This is a genomic window from Rhizobium yanglingense, from assembly GCF_977109285.1.
Window position 1 is genome coordinate 215,736 of sequence record NZ_CDSAWY010000002.1, and the last position, 21,259, is coordinate 236,994.

A 21,259-nucleotide genomic window follows, 5' to 3' on the forward strand; every position below is an offset into this window, starting at 1 on the left:
TGTCACAGTTCTGTCGTGAAACTGATATACTGCGCATGGACGAGTGAAACGGGGCGATCGGAACATGGACAGTGCGGTAGCGGAGCATCAGGAACCCATTCCGAAAACAGCGGCAGCAGTCCCGCCGCTGGAAGACTTGCTTGCTAGTCCCGAACGTTTCATCAACCGTGAATTTTCCTGGCTGCAGTTCAACCGTCGCGTTCTCGAGGAAACGCATGAACACTGCAGCACCCGCTGCTCGAGCGCGTCCGTTTCCTGTCGATTTCCGCGGCCAATCTCGACGAATTCTTCATGGTGCGCATCGCCGGCCTCGAAGGCCAGGTACGCCAGAACATCGTGCGTTTCGCGACCGCAGTGACGACGGCAGACGCCCGCCGAACAGCTCGAATGCAATCCTGCAGGAGAGTCGACAATCTGCAGATGGAGCAGCAGGCTTCGCTTGCCGTCCTGCAGCAGTATGCTCGCGAAGGAAGACATCCTGTTCGTCCGTCCCGGCGCGCTCAGCGACGCCGAGCCGGCAGTGGCTGGCCGCAGAGTTCGAGCAGGCGATCTTTCCGGTTCTGACGCCGCTGTCGATCGACCCGGCTCACCCGTTCCCGTTCATCCCGAACCTCGGTTTCTCGATCGGCTTGCAGCTGACCAGCAAGCGCGGGCGCGAGCCGATGACGGCGCTGCTTCGCCTGCCGCCTGCGCTCGATCGCTTCGTCCGCTTGCCGGATGACGCCGGCACGATCCGCTATATCACGCTGGAGGATGTCGCCAACATCTTCATTCACCGGCTCTATCCCGGTTACGAGGTGCAGGGCTCCGGTACATTCCGCCTCATCCGCGACAGCGATATCGAAGTGGAGGAAGAAGCCGAAGACCTCGTGCGCTTCTTTGAAACCGCGCTGAAGCGCCGCCGCCGCGGCAAGGTGATCCGCATCGAGACGGATTCCGAGATGCCGGCATCGCTGCGCCAGTTCGTGGTGCAGGCGTTGAACGTTCCAGACAATCGTGTCGCCGTTTTGCCGGGCCTGCTCGCGCTCAATACGGTCTCCGAGATCACCAAGGCGCCGCGCGACGACCTTCGGTTTCCGCCCTACAATGCGCGATTTCCCGAACGCGTTCGCGAGCATGCCGGAGACTGCTTCGCGGCCATTCGCGAAAAGGACATGGTGGTTCATCACCCCTACGAGTCTTTCGACGTGGTGGTCCAGTTTCTTCTCCAGGCTGCAGCGCGATCCTGACGTTCGTGGCGATAAAGCAGACCCTTTACCGCACTTCGAACGACAGCCCGATCGTCCGGGCTCTCATCGATGCTGCCGAAGCCGGCAAGTCGGTGACTGCCCTCGTCGAGCTCAAGGCCCGTTTCGACGAAGAGGCGAACATCCGTTGGGCACGCGACCTCGAACGCGCCGGCGTGCAGGTCGTCTTCGGCTTCATCGAGCTCAAGACACACGCAAAGATGTCGTTGGTCGTTCGCCGCGAGGAGGGCAGACTCCGCAGCTACTGCCACCTCGGCACCGGCAACTACCATCCGGTCACCGCGAAGATCTATACCGACCTCTCGTTCTTCACCTGCAATCAGGTGATCGCCCACGATATGGCGAACATCTTCAACTTCATCACCGGCTACGGCGAGCCGGAGGAGAGCATGAAGCTCGCCGTTTCGCCTTATACGCTGCGCTCGCGCATCCTCCGTCACATCGACGAGGAGATCGAACATGCCAAGAACGGTGCGCCGGCAGCGATCTGGATGAAGATGAACTCGCTCGTTGATCCGGAAATTATCGACGCGCTCTATACGGCAAGCCGGGCAGGCGTTGAAATCGATCTGGTCATTCGCGGTATCTGCTGCCTACGCCCGCAGGTGCCGGGCCTCTCCGACAATATTCGCGTCAAGTCGATCGTCGGCCGCTTCCTGGAGCACAGCCGCATCTTCTGCTTCGGCAATGGACACGGGCTGCCGTCCGACAAGGCGCTCGTCTATATCGGCTCCGCCGACATGATGCCCAGAAACCTCGACCGCCGCGTCGAGACGCTCGTCCCGCTCATCAATCCGACTGTGCACGAGCAGGTTTTGTCCCAGATCATGCTAGGCAATATCATTGACAATCAGCAGAGCTACGAGATATTGCCCGACGGCACGTCTCGGCGCATGGAAGTGCGCAAAGGCGAAGAGCCGTTCAATGCGCAGCAGTATTTCATGACCAATCCCAGCCTTTCCGGCCGTGGTGAAGCCCTGAAATCCAGTGCGCCCAAGCTGATCGCCGGCCTGCTTTCCGGCTGGACCAAGAGATAAAACTGGACCTGCATGGTTGAATCAGAAGCCCAGGGGCGCCTGCCAGGGATTGCCCCGGTCTCCGTCGTCGATATCGGGTCGAATTCGATCCGCGTGGTCATCTACGAAGGCATGTCCCGGTCGCCGGCGATCCTTTTCAACGAAAAGGTGCTTTGCGGCCTCGGTAAGGGCATCGCGCTGAACGGCAGGATGGATGAGATAAGCGTCGCCCGCGCGCTGGCCGCCCTGCATCGTTTCAAGGCTCTTTCCGACCAGGCCCGCGCGGCGACCATGTATGTGCTGGCAACGGCTGCCGCGCGCGAAGCCTCCAACGGGCCTGATTTCATCCACCAGGCCGAAACGATCCTCCAGCGCAAGATTCGCGTGCTTTCCGGCGAGGAGGAGGCGAAGTTTTCCGCGCTCGGCGTCATCAGCGGCTTCTTCCATCCGGACGGCATCGCAGGCGACCTCGGGGGCGGCTCGCTGGAACTCATCGACATCAAGGAGCGCGAGATCGGCAGGGGGATCACCCTGCCGCTTGGAGGGCTTCGCCTTTCGGAATATGCCGGCGGCTCCCTCGCAAGAGCCCGCACTTTCGCTCGCAAGCATGTTCGAAGCGCCACAAAAATCCTGGAAAAGGGGGCCGGGCGGACCTTCTACGCGGTTGGTGGCACCTGGCGTAACATCGCCAAGCTGCACATGGAGCTTACCCAATATCCGCTTCACATGATGCAGGGCTACGAGGTTTCTCTCGAAGCGATGATGCAGTTCCTCGACCAGGTGGAAGTAGCCAGGGACTCCAAGGATCCGGCCTTCCAGGCGGTCTCGAAGCATCGCCGTGCGTTGCTGCCCTTCGGTGCCGTTGCCATGAAGGAAGTGTTGAGCGCGATGAATCCCGGTATCATTTCCTTCTCGGCGCAGGGCGTTCGCGAGGGCTATCTCTACTCGCTGCTGTCGGAGGGCGAGCGCCGCGCCGATCCGCTGCTTTCGGCGGCCGGCGAGCTTGCCATCCTGCGCGCGCGTTCCCCTGAGCATGCGCGCGAGCTTGCCCGATGGACCGGCTACATGATGCCCTATTTCGGCGTTGTGGAAACGGAAGAGGAAGCCCGCTACCGCCAGGCGGCGTGCCTGCTCGCCGACATCAGCTGGCGCGCACATCCGGACTACCGCGGCCTGCAGGCGCTGAACCTGATTGCCCATTCCTCCTTCGTCGGCATCAGCCATCCCGGCCGGGCCTTCATCGCGCTCGCCAATTACTACCGCTTCCAAGGCCTGCAAGACGACGGCTCGACGGCACCGCTTGCCACGATCGCCGGCCCGCAATATGTCGAGCGCGCCAAGCTGCTCGGCGGCATGCTGCGCGTCGTCTATCTGTTCTCGGCCTCCATGCCGGGCCTGGTGAAGAACCTGACATTCCGGAAGTCCTCCAATCCAAGCATCGACCTCGAATTCGTCGTGCCATCGGAATATCGCGACTTCGCGGGAGAACGCCTCGACGGCCGCCTGCAGCAGCTCTCGCGGCTGACGAACAGACGGCTGGTGTTCAGGTTCGAGTAGGGGCATTCGTGGATTTTATTCTGCGTTGAAGCGCCCTTGAACACCGTCATTCCTGTGCTCGTCAGAGGAATCCAGCCACGGCGCGTCTGCGCCGTGAATAACTCTCGCGCAAATCAAGATGAGCCTCCCGCGCCTCAAGGACTTTTGGCGCACCGGATTCTGTGGCAGGCACAGGTATGAGGCGGGAGAGCGAAAAAACGGTCCGCCGAGCAACGCCTCATCCGTCATCAGCCGCAAGGAAGTGAAGGATAGCACTCACGCGCCACCCTCTCGATCCCCAAGAGCGTCTGTCTATTTCGCACTCAAAAAATCACCCACTTCCAGCAGGCTGAACTCGTTGTCATCTGCCTTGTCGACGGCGCGGCCGGCGGAGAAGGGAAGGTTGTTGTCGTTGCCGACGATGATGTGCGTGGCATCGACGCGGTCGACATTCTCGATCGTCACGAAGGGCATGTCGTAGAAGCCTTCGCGGCCACCTTGTTTCTTCTTGTTGTCCGGGTCTTCGATATGCATCAGGTCGATGTAACCGATCTTGCGCACGGCCTTGCCGGCGTTGGCATCGTCGAGCTCGATTTTGTAGATGCGCTTGAACTCCGCCGGAGCTTGGAAGCAGTCCGGCTTGGGCTCCTTGGGATCGGCACAGACCTTGTCCTTCGTACCGGCGCCATTGTCGCGCTCGATGACGAGGGCGGTCGTGTCGTCCAGCATGTTGAAGTCGCCGATCGCGGCACCCTTGTCCTCGAATGGATAGAACCAGCTGCGGCCCGTCCATTTCTTGGAGGCGACGTCGAACTCGATGACGCGGATGGCGGTGTGGCCGTCAACGGATTCCATCTTGCCGTCATCCTGATAGAGCGCGCCTTCCAGAAGGCCGTAAAGCTTGCTTCCGTCCTTCGACATGGCAAGACCTTCGAAGCCACCGGAGCGCTTGAGGTTGAAGGCAGGCATCTTGGCGGCCGGATTTGCCGGAACCGAGAGCAGCGGGTTGTCGGGCGACATCACCGGCTTGCCATCGGCCGTGGTGGCGATCACGTCGGTCAACCGGCCTTCGGTATCGACCTTCAAAAGATAGGGACCGAACTCATCGCCGAGCCAGAAGCCGTCGGCGACCGGCTGGATGGATTCGATGTCGAAATCCCCACCGGTCAGATAGCGTTTCTCGGCACCTTCGAGAGTAATCGGGAAGGGCGCGATCTTGTTCGGATCGGAGAGGAAGATGTTCTTGACGACGTCTGCCTTGCCGGTCGTCCAGTCGAGGTTCATCTGGTGCAGGAAGAGCATGGCGTCGCTGGAGTTGCCCTTGGAGCCGAAACCATTGTCGGAGAGCGTCCAGAACGTGCCGTCTTCCATCGTCTTGATGCCGGAAAAGCCTTGGACAGGCTGGCCGTCGAGCGGCAGCTTGATGTCGGTGAGGCGCTGTCCGTCCTTGCCGGAAACGGAGCCGAGCGCTTCGGTGCGCTTGCGGTCTGGAGTGGTGAACTTGCCGGCGTGCTTCAGGAATTCGGGCGCGTCGGCGGGTGCCGGAACCAGCGTGTTGGCAGGTAGGATCGCCTGGCCGGCGAGCTTGGCCGGAAAAGCCCGCTGGTCGGCGGAAGCGGAGGCGGCGACGAGGAAGAAGAGGGAGACGGAACTGAAAAGCGCAGCTTTCATGGAAACCTCCAGTAAATGAAATGGCGGTTTCGCTTAGCAGTCCATTGATGGCGCCTAATTGAAGGTTGAATGAAGCTTTGGTGACGCTGCCGACGTCGGCAGGGCCTGTGCCAGCGTCATGACGCCGAGTCCCTGGCCCCGGCCCTTGAGCGCATGAACACCCAGGTCCTGCGCGCTGATCCTTTCAGGCAGCGTCAGGCGTTGGGCCAGCTCGCTCGAGATCAGCACCGGCCGGTTCAGTGTCTTGCAAAGGGACTCAAGCCTTGAAGTTGTATTCACGGTGTCGCCGAAATAGGTGATCTTGTGGTGATCGACGCCGATTTCCGCTGTGATGACAAAGCCGCCATGGAGGGCTGCGCGCAGGCGGGGCACCTGTCCATATTGCTTCAGCCAGCTTTCCGCATCGGCTTCGATATCGTTCAGGATGTCGAAGATACAGCGCACGCAGCGGCCATCCTTCAGCCCGCGCGCGAGCGGCCAGGTTATGATCGCGAGATCGCCGACGTAATCATCAATCGCCCCTTTGTTCCGCCGCACCGGTTCGGCAAAAGCGGCAAACAGCGAATTCAGCAATTGCTGCGCTCGAAGATCTCCGTGCTTTTCGGCAAAAGGAGTCGAATCGACGAGGTCGATAAAGAGGAAGATGCGTTCCTCCTGGACGGGGGTCCGGTAGCGGCCGGAAAACATGCTGAGAAAAACATCGCGGCCGAGCAGTTCGCGCACGCGCAACACGAAGATGACGACGGCGCAGACCCCCAGCGCATACATGAAGACATTGAACGGCATCACAAGGATGTTCAAGAACAACTGCAGGCTTGATCAGCCCGATCGCCGACAGCAGCGAGGCGGCCAGCGCGTAGCCGATGTTCATGAGGGCTTCATAAATCAGCAAAGCTGAAATGATGAACGACGCCGTCGGAAGTTTTTGGAGCCGCCGGTAGAGCGGGCGCAGGAAGGCTCTCCGCTCGAAGGCCAAAATCGGCATGCCGATAAAGACCGCAAAGACCGCGCCGATGATGACCGGTTCGTCGGGAAAGACCACCAGGCCATAGGCTACGCCGCTTGCAGCCATCACGGCCGTTAAGAGAAGCCAGTTCTGCGCTGGAGAAATCTCTTTCATGACATCTGACCTGTGTTGGCGCCCGCGCGCATTTTTCCACGCGAGACGCTTCGGTCAAGCGATTTCGCAAGCCGGCTCAAGGGGCAAGGGCCATCAAAGCGAAACGGTATCGACTTTCTTGCCGACGAAACGGAGCGCGATCTCGCCCTTGATAAGCTGCAGCGCGGGCGCACCGAACAATTCGCGGCGCCAACCGCTGAGTGCCGCGACCTCCGCCTTCTCGCCGTCCGCGGCAATCTTGTCGAGGTCTTCGCTATTGGCGATGACTTTCGGCGCGACGCCGTGTTTTTCCGAAATCAGCTTCAACAGTACCTTGAGCAATTCGACCGCAGCGGCAGCACCCTCAGGCGCCTGCGTGTGGCGGGGCACATGGGGCATCTCGGCTTTCGGCAGGGCAAGGGCCGTATTGACGGCTTCGAGAACCGCCGTACCGGCGGCAGAACGCTCCCATCCCTTCGGGATCGTGCGCAGGCGGCTCAGGGCCTCGGTGTCCTTCGGCTGCTGCTGGGCGATCTCGTAGATCGCATCGTCCTTCAATACGCGCGAACGCGGCACGTTGCGGGATCGCGCCTCCCGCTCGCGCCATGCCGCGACATATTTGAGGGTCGCAAGTTCCTGCGGTTTGCGCAGCCGCATCTTCAAACGTTGCCAGGCGTCATCCGGATGCATGTCGTAGGTCTCGCGCGATTCGAGAATATCCATCTCCTCCGAGAGCCAGGACGAACGGCCTTCGCGCTCCAGTTCGGCCTTGAGATAGAGATAGGCGTCGCGCAGATGCGTGACGTCTGCCAACGCATAATCGAGCTGCTTTTCGGAAAGTGGCCGCCGGCTCCAGTCAGTGAAGCGCGAGGATTTATCGATTTGCACGCCCTTTGTCCGGCTGATGAGCTGGTCATAGGAAACGCTGTCGCCGAAGCCGCAGACCATGGCGGCGACCTGCGTGTCGAAGATCGGATGCGGGATCAGCCCGCCGCGATGGAATATGATTTCGATGTCCTGGCGCGCCGCATGAAAAACCTTCAGCACATTCTGGTTGGCCATCAACTCGAAGAAGGGTGCAAGGTCTATGCCCTTAGCAAGTGGGTCGATGATGACTTCCGTCGTCAAGCTTGCCATCTGTATCAGGCAAAGCTCCGGCCAGAATGTCGTCTCACGCAGGAATTCAGTGTCGATTGTAATGAAGTCGGACTTGGCCAGCTCTTTGCAGGCGGCCGCCAATTCGGCGGTTGTTTCTATCATGTCAATTCATTCGCAAGGAAAAAGGTCGGTTAACCTTCCTTCTCCTTTACGCTCGATATGTCAATACGTTGAAGGTGCCTATGCCGGCGTGGCCGGCGGGTTATTCGCCGGGATCGATACGGCGCTTCGCACGATTGCTGTATTCATTGGCGAGCACGGCAATCCAGCCTCCGGCGGCGATCATCGCAGGCAGAACAATGAAAGCGAAGATTTCGATGCCGCCCATGGGGTCAGTGCACGTCCTCCTGCCAGACGTAACGCAATCGGCGAGGAACCAGATGCAGGAGGCTGCGTCATGCCGAAGCCCTTCACCGTAACCTCTCCCCGCAAGCGGGGCTTGCCTCGCGAAATGACTGAGAAGGACGGAGAGGTTGCGGCATATCACCTTTGCCCCGTTAAAGCCGGAAGAAGGTGCCGGCAGGCGGACGAGGGCTTTAGATCCCATGAGGAGTGAACAGCGGCCGACGCTCTGGCAGAGTGAGGCTGCATCAAAGCACTCGCTCAGAAGGAACAGGTTATGGAAGCCACATCCGTTCAATCAAAGACGCCAACCGCTGTCCGCACTGATCTTGGCGCAATTTTTGTGTCGTTGGAACTTAGCCGATCGACCTGGTTGATCACTTCGTTGTCGCCGGGCAACGGCGAAAAGATGTCGAAGCATGTGGTGGACGGCGGCAATATAGCCGAGTTGCTCGCTCGGTTTGAGCAGCTCCAACTGAAGGCGCGGCTACGAACAGGGAAGTCGTTTCCCATCGTGACGATCCAAGAGGCTGGATTGGATGGCTTTTGGATCCATCGGGTTCTGGAAGCGAACGGGATTGAGAGTTACGTAGTTGATGCAGCTTCTATCGCGACCTCTCGTCGACGTCGGCGCGTTAAGACCGACAAGATTGATGGAGAGGCATTGACGCGGACACTGCTGGCATTCAAGCGTGGCGAGCCACGTGTGTGCGCAATGGTCAGAGCGCCAGCTCCAGAGGACGAAGACCGGCGTCGAATCTGCCCGGGAACGCAAAGTGTTGATTGCGGAGCGAGTAAGGCATGTTAATCGCGTCAAGGGTCTACTTTTCGCCCAGGGCGTCAGCGGCTATCAACCGCTTCGAAAAGATCGCCGCATACGGCTTGAGGAGCTTTGCACCGGAGACGGCCGTGGCTTGCCGAAGCATCTCAAGGCTCAAATAAATCGAGAACTCGATCGTCTTGAGTTGCTGCTTGAGCAAATCGTCGAGGTGGAGAGCGAGCGTAATTCCCTGCTTTCCGTACATGAGCCGCTAGCGTCTGAGGCACCGGCGCCGGCAATGTTGCTTACTTTAAAAGGTGTCGGCGCTGAGTTTGCCGCCGTTCTTTGGACCGAAGCGCTGTGCCGACATTTTGATAATCGGCGGCAGATTGCCGCCTATGCAGGTTTGACACCGACCCCATGGATGAGCGGGACGATCGACCACGAACAAGGTGTCTCAAAAGCAGGGAATCCCCGGTTGCGCACCACGATGATTCAATTGTCCTGGCTATGGCTACGCAATCAGCCAGCGTCAGCGCTCAGTCGTTGGTTTGTGGATCGGGTCCAATCGAATGGTGGTCGTTTAAAGAAAGCCGCGATAGTTGCCCTGGCGCGCAAGCTCCTTATCGCGCTGTGGAAGTTTGTCACTGCGGGTGTTGTCATCGAAGGGGCTGTTATGAAGACCGCCTGACGACCATAAAATGGCCGAACACACAAATCTTCCAGGACTGATCAATCCTGGCGGATCCAGGTGAACGAACCGCCGCTAAGTCGGGCTTCAAATGCCGCGCTTTAGATTGGTCCCGTTCTCCTGAGCCTTGCCGCTACGCAAGCGGGATAGTGGTGCTGCCGGACAAAACGGCGACCGTATGTGAGTTTGAACCGGCGACGGAAACGCGCCGCGTCATGCGAGGTGGCTCAGCCATGGATTCGATACAAATCGAAAGGAGCACGCTATGAAACAGTGATTGATCTTGACGGCGAAATCCTCATGTGAGCTTACCTCAAGCAACCCGCACATAACTCGTCATGCCCGTCTTCTGATGCTCGATGATATGGCAATGAAGCACCCAGTTGCCCGGATTGTCGGCGACGAAGGCAAGCTGGACCTTCTCATCGGGCTGGACGAGATAGGTGTCAGAAACGAGCGGCATCACCTCGCGTGTCGAGGACGAAATGACCGTGAAGCTCATGCCGTGCAGATGGATCGGATGCAGGTGCGGCGTCACGTTCTCGAGCTGGAAGATGTAGCTCTTGCCAAGCTTCAGTTCGGCAAGCGGGGCGGTCGGATCGGCAATATCGCCCGGCCACGGCAGCCTGTTGATCGCCCAGAAACTGTAGTCGAGCGTGCCGCATATGCTGTCGACGGAGGCGTTTTCCGCTGTGGCGCTGAGCACCAGCGGGATCTTTTCGGCGGCGGAAAGATCGGCCTGCGGGACCGGATTGGCGGCAAGCGGGGCAAGGTCGCCGGCGTTGCGTTTCAGCGACTGACCGACGGCGCGCAGGCTCGCGATCGTTTTCGGCGCGGTCCCCCGGATATCCTCCAGTATCGCTACACCGCCTTCGCTGTCCGGCATCCGCACGGCAAGGTCCAGCCGCTGGCCGGGACCGATCTGGAGCAGGTCAAGCGGAAAGCGCTGCGGCACCGGATTGCCGTCGATGGCGATTACCGTCGCCTTGGCGCCTTCCATCCGCAGCGAGAAGACGCGGGTGACATCCGTTACGGCGATGCGCAGGCGGACAAGGCCGCCGGCCGGCGCATCATATTGCGGCTCCTGCTGCCAGTTCGCCGTGCGCACCGTTCCATAGGTGCCGGTCTTTGCCGCGTCGCGCGGACGGAAGGGCGCGATGAATTGCCCATCTCCGCCGAGCCGCCAGTCGCGCATGTTGAGCACGATCTCGGCATCGAAAGTCGGATCGGCAGGATCCTCGACGACGATCAAGCCGGTCATGCCGCGGCCCATCTGGGTCAGCGTGTTGCAATGCGGGTGATACCAGAAGGTGCCGGCATCCGGCGGCGTGAAGGCGTAGTCAAAGCTGTCACCCGTATAAACGTAGGGCTGCGTCATGAAAGGCACACCGTCCATCCTGTTGTCGATGCGAAGGCCATGCCAGTGGATCGTCGTCGGCTCGTCGAGAGCATTGGTCAGGCGTGCGGCATAGGGCCTGCCGCGGGCCATGCGAAGCACCGGCGGCGGGCCGCCATCGCCCCAGGTCATGACATCCATCGTCGGTCCGGCAGCGGTAAGCGAAGCCTCGGTCTTCACCGCCTTCAGCACCTGCGGTTCGGTGGCCGAGCCGGCAAAGCCGAACTTGCCGGCAATGCCCATGCCGGCACTGTAGGCGCCGGCGACGGCGGACGCCTTCAACAGATTGCGGCGGGTGAGTAGGGGCATCTGGCGCTCCGGCAACAACAATGGCGCCATCTTTAAAGTTGACTGCGCTTTTCATCAATAAGGAAGTGAGGGCCAAACTGCCGCAGTTCCCTTGCATCGGGCGCCCGAATAAACCGTGCCAAAGTGGTGCTCAATGCAGCCCAAGCCTTGACAAATCAGACCGTCCATGCGCTTTTCCGCCCGATTTTCTTGTCGGCACCGGAGAGCCATTCGAGCCCCTTGCTGCCGTCTCAAGCCAAAATACCAGGATTTGACATTATGCATCGCTACCGCAGCCACACATGTGCAGCCCTCCGTAAGTCGGATGTTGGCTCGAATGTCCGGATTTCCGGCTGGGTCCACCGCGTTCGCGACCATGGCGGCGTTCTCTTCATCGACCTTCGCGACCATTACGGCATCACCCAGGTTGTTGCCGATCCGGATTCGCCGGCTTTCAAGATCGCTGAAACCGTTCGCGGCGAATGGGTCATCCGCATCGACGGCCTCGTGAAGGCGCGTACTGAAGACACCGTCAACAAGGCGATGGCGACCGGCGAGATCGAGCTCTACGCGCAGGAGATCGAAATCCTCTCCGCCGCCAAGGAACTGCCGCTGCCGGTCTTCGGCGAGCCGGACTATCCGGAAGACGTCCGCCTCAAGTACCGCTTCCTCGACCTTCGCCGCGAGACGCTGCACAAGAACATCGTCAAGCGCACGCAGATCATCTCTGCCATGCGCCGTGAAATGGGCAATATCGGCTTCACCGAATATTCGACGCCGATCCTGACGGCCTCCTCGCCGGAGGGCGCGCGTGACTTCCTGGTGCCGAGCCGCATCCATCCCGGCACCTTCTACGCTCTGCCGCAGGCGCCGCAGCTCTACAAGCAGCTCTTGATGGTTGCCGGTTTCGACCGCTATTTCCAGATCGCGCCCTGCTTCCGTGATGAAGACCCGCGAGCCGACCGCCTGCCTGGCGAGTTTTATCAGCTCGACCTCGAAATGAGCTTCGTGACCCAGGAAGACGTCTGGAACGCCACGGGTCCGCTGATGACCAAGGTGTTCGAGGAGTTTGCCGAAGGTAAGCCGGTGACGAAGGAATGGCCACGCATTCCCTATGACGAGGCAATTCGCAAATACGGTTCCGATAAGCCGGACCTGCGCAACCCGATCGTCATGGAGGCCGTGACCGAACACTTCGCCGGCTCCGGCTTCAAGGTCTTCGCGAACATGATCGCGTCCAACCCGAAGGTCCAAGTCTGGGCGATCCCGGCAAAGACCGGCGGCTCCCGCGCCTTCTGCGACCGCATGAACGCTTGGGCGCAGAGCCAGGGCCAGCCGGGCCTCGGCTACATCTTCTGGCGCAAGGAAGGCGAGAAGCTCGAAGGAGCCGGTCCGCTCGCCAAGAACATCGGCGAAGAGCGCACGGATGCGATCCGCACCCAGCTCGGCCTCGATGACGGCGATGCCTGTTTCTTCGTCGCCGGCGAGCCGGACAAGTTCTACAAGTTCGCAGGCGAAGCGCGCAACCGCGCTGCCGACGAGCTGAACCTCATCGACCGCGACCGTTTCGAACTCTGCTGGATCGTCGACTTCCCGTTCTTCGAATGGAACGAGGACGAGAAGAAGGTCGACTTCGCCCACAACCCCTTCTCCATGCCCCAGGGCGGCTTGGAGGCGCTGCAGAACCAGGATCCGCTGACGATCAAGGCCTTCCAGTACGATGCCGTCTGCAATGGCTTCGAAATCGCTTCGGGCTCGATCCGTAACCAGTCGCCGGAACTGATGGTCCAGGCCTTCGAAAAGGTGGGTCTCAGCCAGGCGGACGTCGAGGATCGCTTCGGCGGTCTCTATCGCGCCTTCCAGTACGGCGCACCGCCGCATGGTGGCGCCGCCTTCGGCATCGACCGGATCGTGATGCTGCTCGCTGGCGCGAAGAACCTGCGCGAAATCTCGCTCTTCCCGATGAACCAGCAGGCCCAGGACCTTCTGATGGGCGCACCGTCGCCGGCAACGCCTGCGCAGCTGCGCGAACTGGCGATCCGCCCGATCCCGCCGGTCAACAAGGACTGAGTTCTTCCAATGCAATAAGCCCGGTGCGTTACCGGGCTTATTTGTTGGTGGAATTCAAATCTTACTGGTTCGCCGTCACCTTCACGCCGAGCACGCCGGGCAATGTGTTCGGAGCGCCCATGGCAGCACCCATGATGGTCGGGAAGGGGACAGGCTTGGCCGGTGCGGCGCTGACGGCGAAGCTTTTCGGGTCGTCGAGATAGGTGTTGACCGCTGCCGAAATCGCATTTTGCAGTTCCGGGATGTTGAGCTGCGCCAGCGCAATCGGCGCCATAGCCTTCAGCGCATCCGCCATCTGCTGTGCCGAGATGTTCTGCTTGGAGCCAGCATACTCCAGCGCACGCTTCGTGATCGATGCGTCATCGAAGCGGATTTCGGCGCCGTTGAACGAAAGTTGCTGCATCAGGCCGAGCATGGCAAGGCCAAGCGCCTGCTGCGCTTCTTCCTTGTTCGGGTTCGCTTCGGAGGCCTTCGCCGCTTCCTGCAGCGACTTCATGAAGGGCAGGGTGTATCCCGAAATCTTGAAGGCAAGGTTTAGGCGGCCGACATTTGTCACGTCGAAGGCAAATTCGGAGATGTCGATCGTGCCGGGGCCGAGATCCCAGGCGCCCTTCATCGTGATGTCGCCGTTGACGTGCTGCAGGGCTAGCTTCTCGATTGCTTCCTTGGCCTGCGGGTCCGCAGCATCGCTAAGGTCCGCCTTCATGCTCTTGAATGCGCCGTCGAAGTCGAAGCCGGATTCGTCTTCACGAAGCGACAGGTTCATCTGGGTTTCGCCGAGCGAGAAGACTTCCTTGCCATTCTTGGTGACCTTGAACGGGCCGACATGCGCCGTTTCGTAAAGCAGTATGGACTCGAGGCCGTCACCGCTGACATCAGCAGGAATGGATATGCCTCCGAGCGTCATTTCGGAGGCGCTGACGGTCGCGCCGTCTTGCGTGATGTTGATGTCAGGAAAGGCTGCTTCCTCGATGTAGTAACCGCCGTCTTCGTCTTCCTCGACGCCGGTCATCGTGATGTCGCCGATGTGGAGGGCCTCGCTGCCAGTCGGCTTGAAGCTCGCGTTCTTCAGCGTCACCGTCGTCTCGTCGACATCGACACCATCGGCAGTGATCGTTCCGCCTTGGACGCTATAGGCGGCATTCAGCTTCTTCAGGAGATCCTGCCCATCAAGCGCGAACGCGGAGCCGGCGAGTGACAGGAACGCTGCGCCAGACAGCATCAGCCGGGTTGTCCGGTAAAAGGTCATGGGTAAGTCCTTTGGTGGCGGTTGCAAATTGCAGTGAAATTACTGCGAATCGAACGCGGTTTATATTTGCAGGTTTCTAAATTTCTGTTGAAGGGGAAAGCAAACAAAGTCCAAATTTGGTGGCGATGCTTGATGACCTTTTCATGGCGTCGCAGGACGTCATCCACAGGGCCACCCCCCTCATTCCTTGCCGTGAATCGCCTTCTGGGCTAGGCAAGGCTCATGGGACAAGAGATTTTGCCGCCTTCCGGCGGAGATGACGACAGCATTCACCCGGTTGATCTGAAGGCCGCGCTCGAGGAGCGTTACTTGGCCTATGCACTTTCGACCATCATGCACCGCGCGCTTCCAGACGTCCGCGACGGTCTGAAGCCGGTTCATCGGCGCATCATTCATGCCATGAGCGAGATGGGCATACGCCCGAACACAGCCTTTAAGAAATGCGCCCGCATCGTCGGCGACGTCATCGGTAAGTTCCACCCGCATGGAGACCAGTCCGTCTACGACGCGCTGGTGCGTCTCGCGCAGGATTTCTCCCAGCGTTATCCGCTCGTCGACGGGCAGGGAAACTTCGGCAATATCGACGGTGATAACGCCGCCGCCTACCGTTATACCGAAGCGCGCATGACGGAGGTCACGGCGCTTCTTCTCGAAGGCATCGAGCAGGATGCCGTCGATTTCCGCCTGACCTATAACGAGGAAGACGAGGAACCGACCGTTCTTCCGGGGTCTTTCCCGAACCTGCTCGCGAACGGCTCCTCCGGCATCGCCGTCGGCATGGCGACTTCCATTCCTTCGCATAACGCCCATGAGCTTTGCGATGCGGCACTGCACTTGATCAAGCATCCGGATGCGACCGTCGAAAAGCTCGTCGAGTTCATTCCGGGGCCGGATTTTCCGACGGGCGGCATCATCATCGACGGTCGCGAAAGCATCATCGAAAGCTACCGCACCGGCCGCGGCGGCTTCCGGGTACGCGCCAAGTGGCAGATCGAAGATCTCGGTCGCGGCGGCTATCAGATCATCGTCACCGAAATCCCCTTCCAGGTGCAGAAGTCGCGATTGATCGAAAAGATCGCCGAGCTGCTGATCGCCCGCAAGCTGCCGCTGCTGGAAGACATACGCGACGAGTCTGCCGAAGACGTCCGAGTCGTGCTGGTGCCGAAGAGCCGTACCGTCGATCCGACGATCCTGATGGAATCGATGTTCAAGTTGACGGAGCTGGAGAGCCGCTTCCCGCTGAACATGAACGTTTTGTCCATGGGGCGCATTCCGCGCGTCATGGCGCTGAACGAGGTGCTGAAGGAGTGGCTGAATCACCGCCGCGAGGTCTTGCAGCGCCGTTCACGCTTCCGCCTTGCCGCAATCGACAGACGCCTCGAAATCCTCGGCGGCTTGCTCATTGCCTACCTGAACATCGACGAGGTGATCCGCATCATCCGCGAGGAGGACGAACCGAAGCCGGTGATGGTGGCCCGCTGGGGACTGACCGACAACCAGGTCGAGGCGATCCTCAACATGCGGCTGCGCTCTTTGCGCAAGCTCGAAGAGTTCGAAATCCGAACCGAGTTTGACGATCTCACGAAGGAGAAGACCGGCATCGAGGCGCTGCTCGCCTCCGAGGAAAAGCAGTGGCAGACGGTCGCCTGGGAAATTGGCGAGGTGAAGAAGAAGTTCGCCAAGGCAACCGAAATCGGCCGCCGCCGCACCCAGTTCGCCGAGGCGCCCGAAGCCGACGAACAAGCCATCCAGCACGCGATGATCGAGAAGGAACCGATCACCGTCGTCGTTTCCGAAAAAGGCTGGATCCGTGCGCTGAAGGGCCACATCGCGGACACCGCGAGCCTGACCTTCAAGGAAGGCGATGCGCTGAAGATAGCCTTCCCGGCACAGACGACGGACAAGATCCTTGTCGTCACCACCGGCGGCAAGGTCTTCACGCTCGGCGGCGACAAGCTGCCCGGCGGGCGCGGCCATGGCGAGCCGTTGCGCATCATAGTCGACATGGATAACGATCAGGCTGTGCTGACGGCCTTCGTCCACGATCCGTCGCGCAAGCAGCTGATCGTCTCGACGGCCGGCAACGGCTTCGTTGTGGCGGAATCCGAAATGGCTGCCAACACCCGCAAGGGCAAGCAGATCATGAATGTTGCGATGCCGGACGAAACCAAGCTCATCGTGCCCGTCAGCGGTGATCAGGTCGCTGTCGTCGGCGAGAACCGCAAGATGCTGGTCTTCCCGCTGGCCCAGGTTCCGGAGATGGGCCGCGGCAAGGGCGTGCGTCTGCAGCGATACAAGGATGGCGGCATTTCCGACGTCCGTTGCTTCGCGATCGCCGACGGTCTCGTCTGGGAAGACAGCGCAGGGCGTACTTTCACAAAAAACAAGGAAGAACTGGCCGAATGGTTGGGCGACCGCGCTTCTGCGGGCCGCACGGTTCCAAAGGGCTTCCCCCGCAGCGGCAAATTTGCCGGCTGAGGCAATAACAAATTGGCGATCCGCTCTTGGCGAGCGGGTCGCATCCTCTATCTCATTCCTGTTATCAAAATTGGGAACAGGTTCATTCCGAGGACGGACGGAATGGCCGTTGGGCATTGCGCTCGCAGCGCAGCCCCCAAACGGAGGAGCATCAATGTCTGCCAATACCATCAAGCTGCATGTCGACCACACCTATAATGCGCCGCCTTCCGTCGTCTACGACGCATGGCTCAACCCGCAAATCGCCAGGCGCTTCCTTTTCGCGGCGAAGGATGGCCATGTTATCCGCGCCGAAATCGCTCCCCATGTCGGCGGCCGCTTTCTGATCATCGACAGGCGCCCAACCGGCGACGCATGCCACTGCGGCATATTTCTCGAACTTCGCAGGCCGAGACACATGGCCTTCAGCTTCTCGGCGGAGGAGCACGACCACAATCCCGACCGCGTCGAGATCGACATCGAGCCGCTGGGTGACGGCAGCCGTTTGACGCTGTCCCACGAAATGTGCGCCGAATGGGGGGCCTTCGAAGAAAAGACCCGTCAGGGTTGGACGCATGTGATGGACGGGCTGGAACGGGTGCTGGAACAGACGGACCGGCTAGCGAGCTAAGGATACGCCGAAAGCGCGTCACGCCCGCTTCGTCTATTTCGCCGGCGGCGACGGAGGCGCGGAAGCCAACAATCTGTGCGTTCTCGGCATCAATGAGACGGCCGTTTACATATAGGAAGGCGAACGCAGCGAGGCAGCCGGTCTGCTTGTTGCCGTCGATCAAAGGATGGTTTCGGACAATCCAACGAAGATATGCAGCGGCAAGGACAATGATATCGTCCTCGCCAAACGCTATCGTCGCTGTCGAACACCGCTTCCGCGTGCCATCCAGAGCGAATGCGTCATGATCGCTATGAAGAGGATGGCGCCGCCCATAAGTGTCATCGCGGTCGGAATTTCAGCGAAGATGAACCAGACCCAGATCGGGGCAAGTACCGTCTCCAGCAGGTAGAACATGCCGACTTCGGGGGCCGAGAGATAGCGCGGGCCGGTTGCCAGACACCAGAAGGCGACGGGCATCACGATGGCGCCGTTGAAGATGATCCAGCCGGGATGATCGATCGAAACGCCCCCAGGCAGCGCCATGCCGAAGCCGAGGATCGCCGGGAACATCGCGGCAAGGAGCGGCACGAAGCCCATGTCGCGCCGAGAGGCCCGGCCGACCGTGATTGCCGCGCCGAGGATGAGCGCGCTCAGCAGCGCCATCGCGTCGCCGAAGATGTGGCCGCTCGAACTTCCGTCATGCACGATCAGCCCGACGCCGACGATCATGGCGGCCATCGCCAGCAAGGTCGAAACCGGCGGCCGCTCTTTCAGAAATATCCACGAAAGCAGCGCGCCGAACATCGGATTGAAGGCAACGATGAAGACGACGTTGGCCGTCGCCGTGTTGAAAACTGAAAGCAGGAAGGTCAGCGTGGACAGGCCGTAAAGCAGTCCCGCAACGATGCCGTGCCGTCCCGGGATCAGGATCGGCCATTTCCCTTTCAGCACGCGGATCGCTGCGACGATAAGCAGCGTCACCAGAACCGTCGTAATGCTGCGAAGGCCGAGGATCGGCCACATCTTTTCCTTCGGCGAGTCGCACGAGCGGAATGTCCATGGAAAGGGCCAGGCCACCGATTGCCGTCAGCGCAAGGCCCTTCCGGTGACCGGAAAGGGCAGGAAGGGACATCTAGTCGTGCGCGCCTTCGGGAATCGTGGAGGGATCGAAGCGTTCCCAGCCGCGCGGCGTCAGGTGCTCTTGCGGCTGGAAGCGCGTCTTGTAATCCATTTTGCGCGATCCCTGAACCCAGTAGCCGAGATAGACATGCGGAAGGCCGAGCGCCTTCGTGCGCTTCACATGATCGAGGATCATGAAGGTGCCGAGCGAGCGCTTGTCATATTCGGGATTGAAATAGGAATAGACCATGGAAAGGCCGTCGCTCATCGTGTCGGTCAGCGCCGCAGCCAGGAGCTCGCCGCGCGGACGGGTCTCCAGGCCCGAACCTTCCTCGCGTTTGCGGTATTCGATGATCTTGGTGTTCACATGCGTATCTTCCACCATGATCGCATAGTCGAGCACGGTCATGTCGGACATGCCGCCTTGCTGATGCCGGTCGTCGAGATAGCGGCGAAAGAGTGAATACTGCTCGCTGGAAGGCTGCGCCGGAAATTCGGTCGCAATGACGTCGACGTTGTGGGCGAGCACCCGTTTCATCGAATTCGTCGGCTGGAACTCCTGCGCGAGGATACGCACCGAGACGCAGGCACGGCAGGCTTCGCAGGCGGGGCGGTAGGCGATGTTCTGCGAACGGCGGAAGCCGCCTTGTGTCAGGATGTCGTTCATTTCTGCAGCGCGCGGACCGACGAGATGCGTGAAGACCTTACGCTCCATCTCATGCGGCAAATACGGACATGCAGCCGGAGCCGTCAGATAAAACTGCGGTGATGGCGAGGCCTGCGTATTCATCTGCCGGGGAAATGTCCTTTCGCACTGACTATTTCAAGACAGCATGAACTAAGAATAGAAAACGTCAACAGCGCGGCTGTCCTATCCGCGCTATCAATTTTCTGTTCTTTTTTGATATGGCGCCGCGGGCCGGCCGGCAAAGACCGGCGGCGGATTTTATTTGCCGCCTCAGTCGGTGCGAACGGTAACCGTGCCGACAAGCAGGTCGTAAATCAGCCGGCTGCGCTCGGTAAAAAGACCAGCAAGCAGAATCAGCGGCGTCAATAGCGAATTAAGGATCCAGAAAAGCGCCAGATGAGCGATCGCCAAAAGGAAATCCATCGGGCGGCCATCGACGCGCACGATTGCGATCCCCATCGCCCGCATGCCGGGCGAAGCCTGGTTCGGCCCGCCGACCGTAAAGCCGAAATAAAGGCCGGCAACCAGCACGAAGAGCGCCGGATAGAGAAAGAAGCCGAGGCCGAGCGTCAGAATCGACAGAAAAAACAGCACGACTGCCGCGGGAATGCAGAGCAGCAGCACAATGATGTAGTCGAGAATGAACGCGAAGACTCGCCGGCTCAGCGTGCCGCTATAGGCGCGCCAGTCTTCCGGTGCGGCATAAAGCGGGTTCGGATTAAGGCTCATCTGCGGTCTCCTTTGGAAATCGATGCCACTGATATGGTGTCGGCCGCCGAAGATACAATAATGCGTGAAGATCAGCGCTTTGCCAGCAGTCTGGCGACCTCGATCGCGAAATAGGTCAGGATCCCGTCGCAGCCGGCGCGCTTGAAGGCTAGCAGCGTTTCAAGCATCGCCCGTTCGCCGTCGATCCAGCCATTCATCGCTGCAGCCTTGATCTGCGTATATTCCCCGGAAACCTGATAGGCGAAGGTCGGAAGTCCGAAGGCCTCTTTCATCCGCCAGCAGATGTCGAGATAGGGCAGGCCGGGCTTGACCATCAGCATGTCCGCACCCTCTTCGACATCGAGTGCCGCATCGCGGATCGCCTCGGTGCCATTGGAAGGATCGATATAGTAGGTCTTCTTGTCACCCTTCAGCAGGCCGCCGGTTGAGATCGCCTCGCGATAAGGCCCGTAGTATGCCGACGCGAACTTGGTGGCATAGCTCATGATCCCGACATTCTGGTGCCCTGCAGCATCGAGTGCCCGGCGGATCGCGCCGATGCGGCCGTCCATCATTTCCGACGGGGCAATGATATCGGAACCGGCATCAGCCTGCATGACGGCGGCGCGCGCGACCTGATCGACGGTCTCGTCGTTGACGATTTCGCCACCGTGCAGGATGCCGTCATGGCCGTGACTGGTGAAAGGGTCGAGAGCCACGTCGGTGATCACACCGATGTTCGCAACGGCTTTCTTGATGGCGATCGTCGCCTGATTGATGAGATTGTTGGCCTCCAGGCTGTTCGAGCCCGTTTCGTCACGTAGTGCCATCTCGATGTTCGGGAAGGTGGCGATTGCCGGGACGCCGAGGTCAGCCGCTTCCCTGGCTGCATCCGCCAGCTTGTCGATGCTCATGCGGTTGACGCCGGGCATGGCAGGGATCGGTTCCACGATGCCGGAACCGGGGATCACGAAGACCGGCCATATCAGGTCGTCCACCGTCAGCCGGTTTTCCTGCACCAGCCGGCGCGTCCAGTCCGCCTTGCGGTTGCGGCGCATGCGGCGGTGTCCGGTGATCTCGTCGACGAGATGCGTCTTGTCCTGCATTGTCTTTCGTCCCTGGCCATTCCATTTCTTGGTCCGCTCATTATC

The 21,259-nt window shown here is 60.2% G+C and carries 12 protein-coding genes and 5 pseudogenes; 7 read left to right on the forward strand and 10 right to left on the reverse strand.

Annotation, left to right across the window (positions count from 1 at the left end; all coding sequences use genetic code 11):
• The first annotated feature begins 97 nt into the window (after positions 1-97).
• Positions 98-2,284: pseudogene (locus tag ACW4PC_RS02230) on the forward strand (RNA degradosome polyphosphate kinase).
• A 12-nt stretch (positions 2,285-2,296) separates the two neighbouring features.
• Positions 2,297-3,820 carry an exopolyphosphatase gene (gene ppx / locus ACW4PC_RS02235; protein ID WP_455872696.1) on the forward strand — a complete coding sequence of 508 codons (1,524 nt, stop codon included), beginning with the start codon at positions 2,297-2,299 and terminating at the stop codon, positions 3,818-3,820.
• Between the two features lie 291 nt (positions 3,821-4,111).
• Here the strand turns inward: ppx and ACW4PC_RS02240 are convergent, their stop codons facing one another.
• The 3 genes and pseudogenes from ACW4PC_RS02240 to rnd all read right to left on the reverse strand — a co-directional run bounded on the left by ACW4PC_RS02240 (position 4,112) and on the right by rnd (position 7,787).
• The gene (locus tag ACW4PC_RS02240) at positions 4,112-5,470 is read right to left on the reverse strand and encodes an esterase-like activity of phytase family protein (protein WP_455872697.1); all 1,359 of its coding nucleotides are present in this window, start codon (positions 5,468-5,470) and stop codon (positions 4,112-4,114) included.
• Positions 5,471-5,524: 54 nt separating this feature from the next.
• Positions 5,525-6,590: pseudogene (locus ACW4PC_RS02245) on the reverse strand (adenylate/guanylate cyclase domain-containing protein).
• 93 nt (positions 6,591-6,683) lie between these two features.
• Entirely contained in the window at positions 6,684-7,787 is a 1,104-nt protein-coding gene (gene rnd, locus ACW4PC_RS02250) for a ribonuclease D (RefSeq protein ID WP_455872938.1), read from the reverse strand.
• On the opposite strand from rnd, the gene ACW4PC_RS02255 reads away from it, so the two are divergent.
• Entirely contained in the window at positions 7,678-8,283 is a 606-nt protein-coding gene (locus ACW4PC_RS02255; RefSeq protein ID WP_455872955.1) for a hypothetical protein, read from the forward strand. The two genes, rnd and ACW4PC_RS02255, sit on opposite strands and share 110 nt — an antisense overlap.
• Before the next feature lie 63 nt (positions 8,284-8,346).
• Positions 8,347-9,520 (forward strand): annotated as a pseudogene (locus tag ACW4PC_RS02260) (IS110 family RNA-guided transposase).
• A gap of 313 nt (positions 9,521-9,833) precedes the next feature.
• Here the strand turns inward: ACW4PC_RS02260 and ACW4PC_RS02265 are convergent.
• Positions 9,834-11,225, reverse strand: coding sequence for a multicopper oxidase family protein (locus ACW4PC_RS02265; protein WP_455872698.1), 1,392 nt, complete (start codon positions 11,223-11,225; stop codon positions 9,834-9,836).
• Between the two features lie 258 nt (positions 11,226-11,483).
• On the opposite strand from ACW4PC_RS02265, the gene aspS reads away from it, so the two are divergent.
• Positions 11,484-13,274 carry an aspartate--tRNA ligase gene (aspS, locus tag ACW4PC_RS02270; RefSeq protein ID WP_028739574.1) on the forward strand — a complete coding sequence of 597 codons (1,791 nt, stop codon included), beginning with the start codon at positions 11,484-11,486 and terminating at the stop codon, positions 13,272-13,274.
• A gap of 61 nt (positions 13,275-13,335) precedes the next feature.
• Here aspS and ACW4PC_RS02275 read toward each other — a convergent pair whose 3' ends face one another.
• Entirely contained in the window at positions 13,336-14,523 is a 1,188-nt protein-coding gene (locus ACW4PC_RS02275; RefSeq protein WP_455872699.1) for a hypothetical protein, read from the reverse strand.
• A gap of 222 nt (positions 14,524-14,745) precedes the next feature.
• On the opposite strand from ACW4PC_RS02275, the gene parC reads away from it, so the two are divergent.
• Positions 14,746-17,001, forward strand: a complete 2,256-nt coding sequence (gene parC / locus ACW4PC_RS02280) for a DNA topoisomerase IV subunit A (protein WP_455872700.1) — start codon at positions 14,746-14,748, stop codon at positions 16,999-17,001.
• A gap of 154 nt (positions 17,002-17,155) precedes the next feature.
• The gene (locus ACW4PC_RS02285; protein ID WP_092583127.1) at positions 17,156-17,611 is read left to right on the forward strand and encodes an SRPBCC family protein; all 456 of its coding nucleotides are present in this window, start codon (positions 17,156-17,158) and stop codon (positions 17,609-17,611) included.
• Positions 17,612-17,780: 169 nt separating this feature from the next.
• Here ACW4PC_RS02285 and ACW4PC_RS02290 read toward each other — a convergent pair.
• The 5 genes and pseudogenes from ACW4PC_RS02290 to hemB all read right to left on the reverse strand — a co-directional run.
• Positions 17,781-17,882, reverse strand: a pseudogene (locus ACW4PC_RS02290) (hypothetical protein); the annotation flags it as partial.
• A pseudogene (locus ACW4PC_RS02295) lies at positions 17,843-18,725 on the reverse strand (DMT family transporter). The pseudogenes ACW4PC_RS02290 and ACW4PC_RS02295, both read right to left, overlap by 40 nt.
• Positions 18,726-19,502, reverse strand: a complete 777-nt coding sequence (locus ACW4PC_RS02300; protein ID WP_455872701.1) for an arginyltransferase — start codon at positions 19,500-19,502, stop codon at positions 18,726-18,728.
• Positions 19,503-19,670: 168 nt separating this feature from the next.
• Entirely contained in the window at positions 19,671-20,129 is a 459-nt protein-coding gene (locus ACW4PC_RS02305) for an RDD family protein (RefSeq protein WP_455872702.1), read from the reverse strand.
• A gap of 71 nt (positions 20,130-20,200) precedes the next feature.
• The gene (gene hemB, locus ACW4PC_RS02310) at positions 20,201-21,214 is read right to left on the reverse strand and encodes a porphobilinogen synthase (protein ID WP_455872703.1); all 1,014 of its coding nucleotides are present in this window, start codon (positions 21,212-21,214) and stop codon (positions 20,201-20,203) included.
• Positions 21,215-21,259 lie beyond the last annotated feature (45 nt).

Excerpts from the sequence above, each read along its gene's own strand:
- ppx (WP_455872696.1), top strand. The coding sequence starts at position 2,297 with ATGGTTGAATCAGAAGCCCAGGGGCGCCTGCCAGGGATTGCCCCGGTC.
- ACW4PC_RS02240 (WP_455872697.1), bottom strand. The coding sequence starts at position 5,470 with ATGAAAGCTGCGCTTTTCAGTTCCGTCTCCCTCTTCTTCCTCGTCGCC.
- ACW4PC_RS02255 (WP_455872955.1), top strand. The coding sequence starts at position 7,678 with ATGATGACTTCCGTCGTCAAGCTTGCCATCTGTATCAGGCAAAGCTCC.
- ACW4PC_RS02265 (WP_455872698.1), bottom strand. The coding sequence starts at position 11,225 with ATGCCCCTACTCACCCGCCGCAATCTGTTGAAGGCGTCCGCCGTCGCC.
- aspS (WP_028739574.1), top strand. The coding sequence starts at position 11,484 with ATGCATCGCTACCGCAGCCACACATGTGCAGCCCTCCGTAAGTCGGAT.
- ACW4PC_RS02275 (WP_455872699.1), bottom strand. The coding sequence starts at position 14,523 with ATGACCTTTTACCGGACAACCCGGCTGATGCTGTCTGGCGCAGCGTTC.
- parC (WP_455872700.1), top strand. The coding sequence starts at position 14,746 with ATGGGACAAGAGATTTTGCCGCCTTCCGGCGGAGATGACGACAGCATT.
- ACW4PC_RS02285 (WP_092583127.1), top strand. The coding sequence starts at position 17,156 with ATGTCTGCCAATACCATCAAGCTGCATGTCGACCACACCTATAATGCG.
- ACW4PC_RS02300 (WP_455872701.1), bottom strand. The coding sequence starts at position 19,502 with ATGAATACGCAGGCCTCGCCATCACCGCAGTTTTATCTGACGGCTCCG.
- ACW4PC_RS02305 (WP_455872702.1), bottom strand. The coding sequence starts at position 20,129 with ATGAGCCTTAATCCGAACCCGCTTTATGCCGCACCGGAAGACTGGCGC.
- hemB (WP_455872703.1), bottom strand. The coding sequence starts at position 21,214 with ATGCAGGACAAGACGCATCTCGTCGACGAGATCACCGGACACCGCCGC.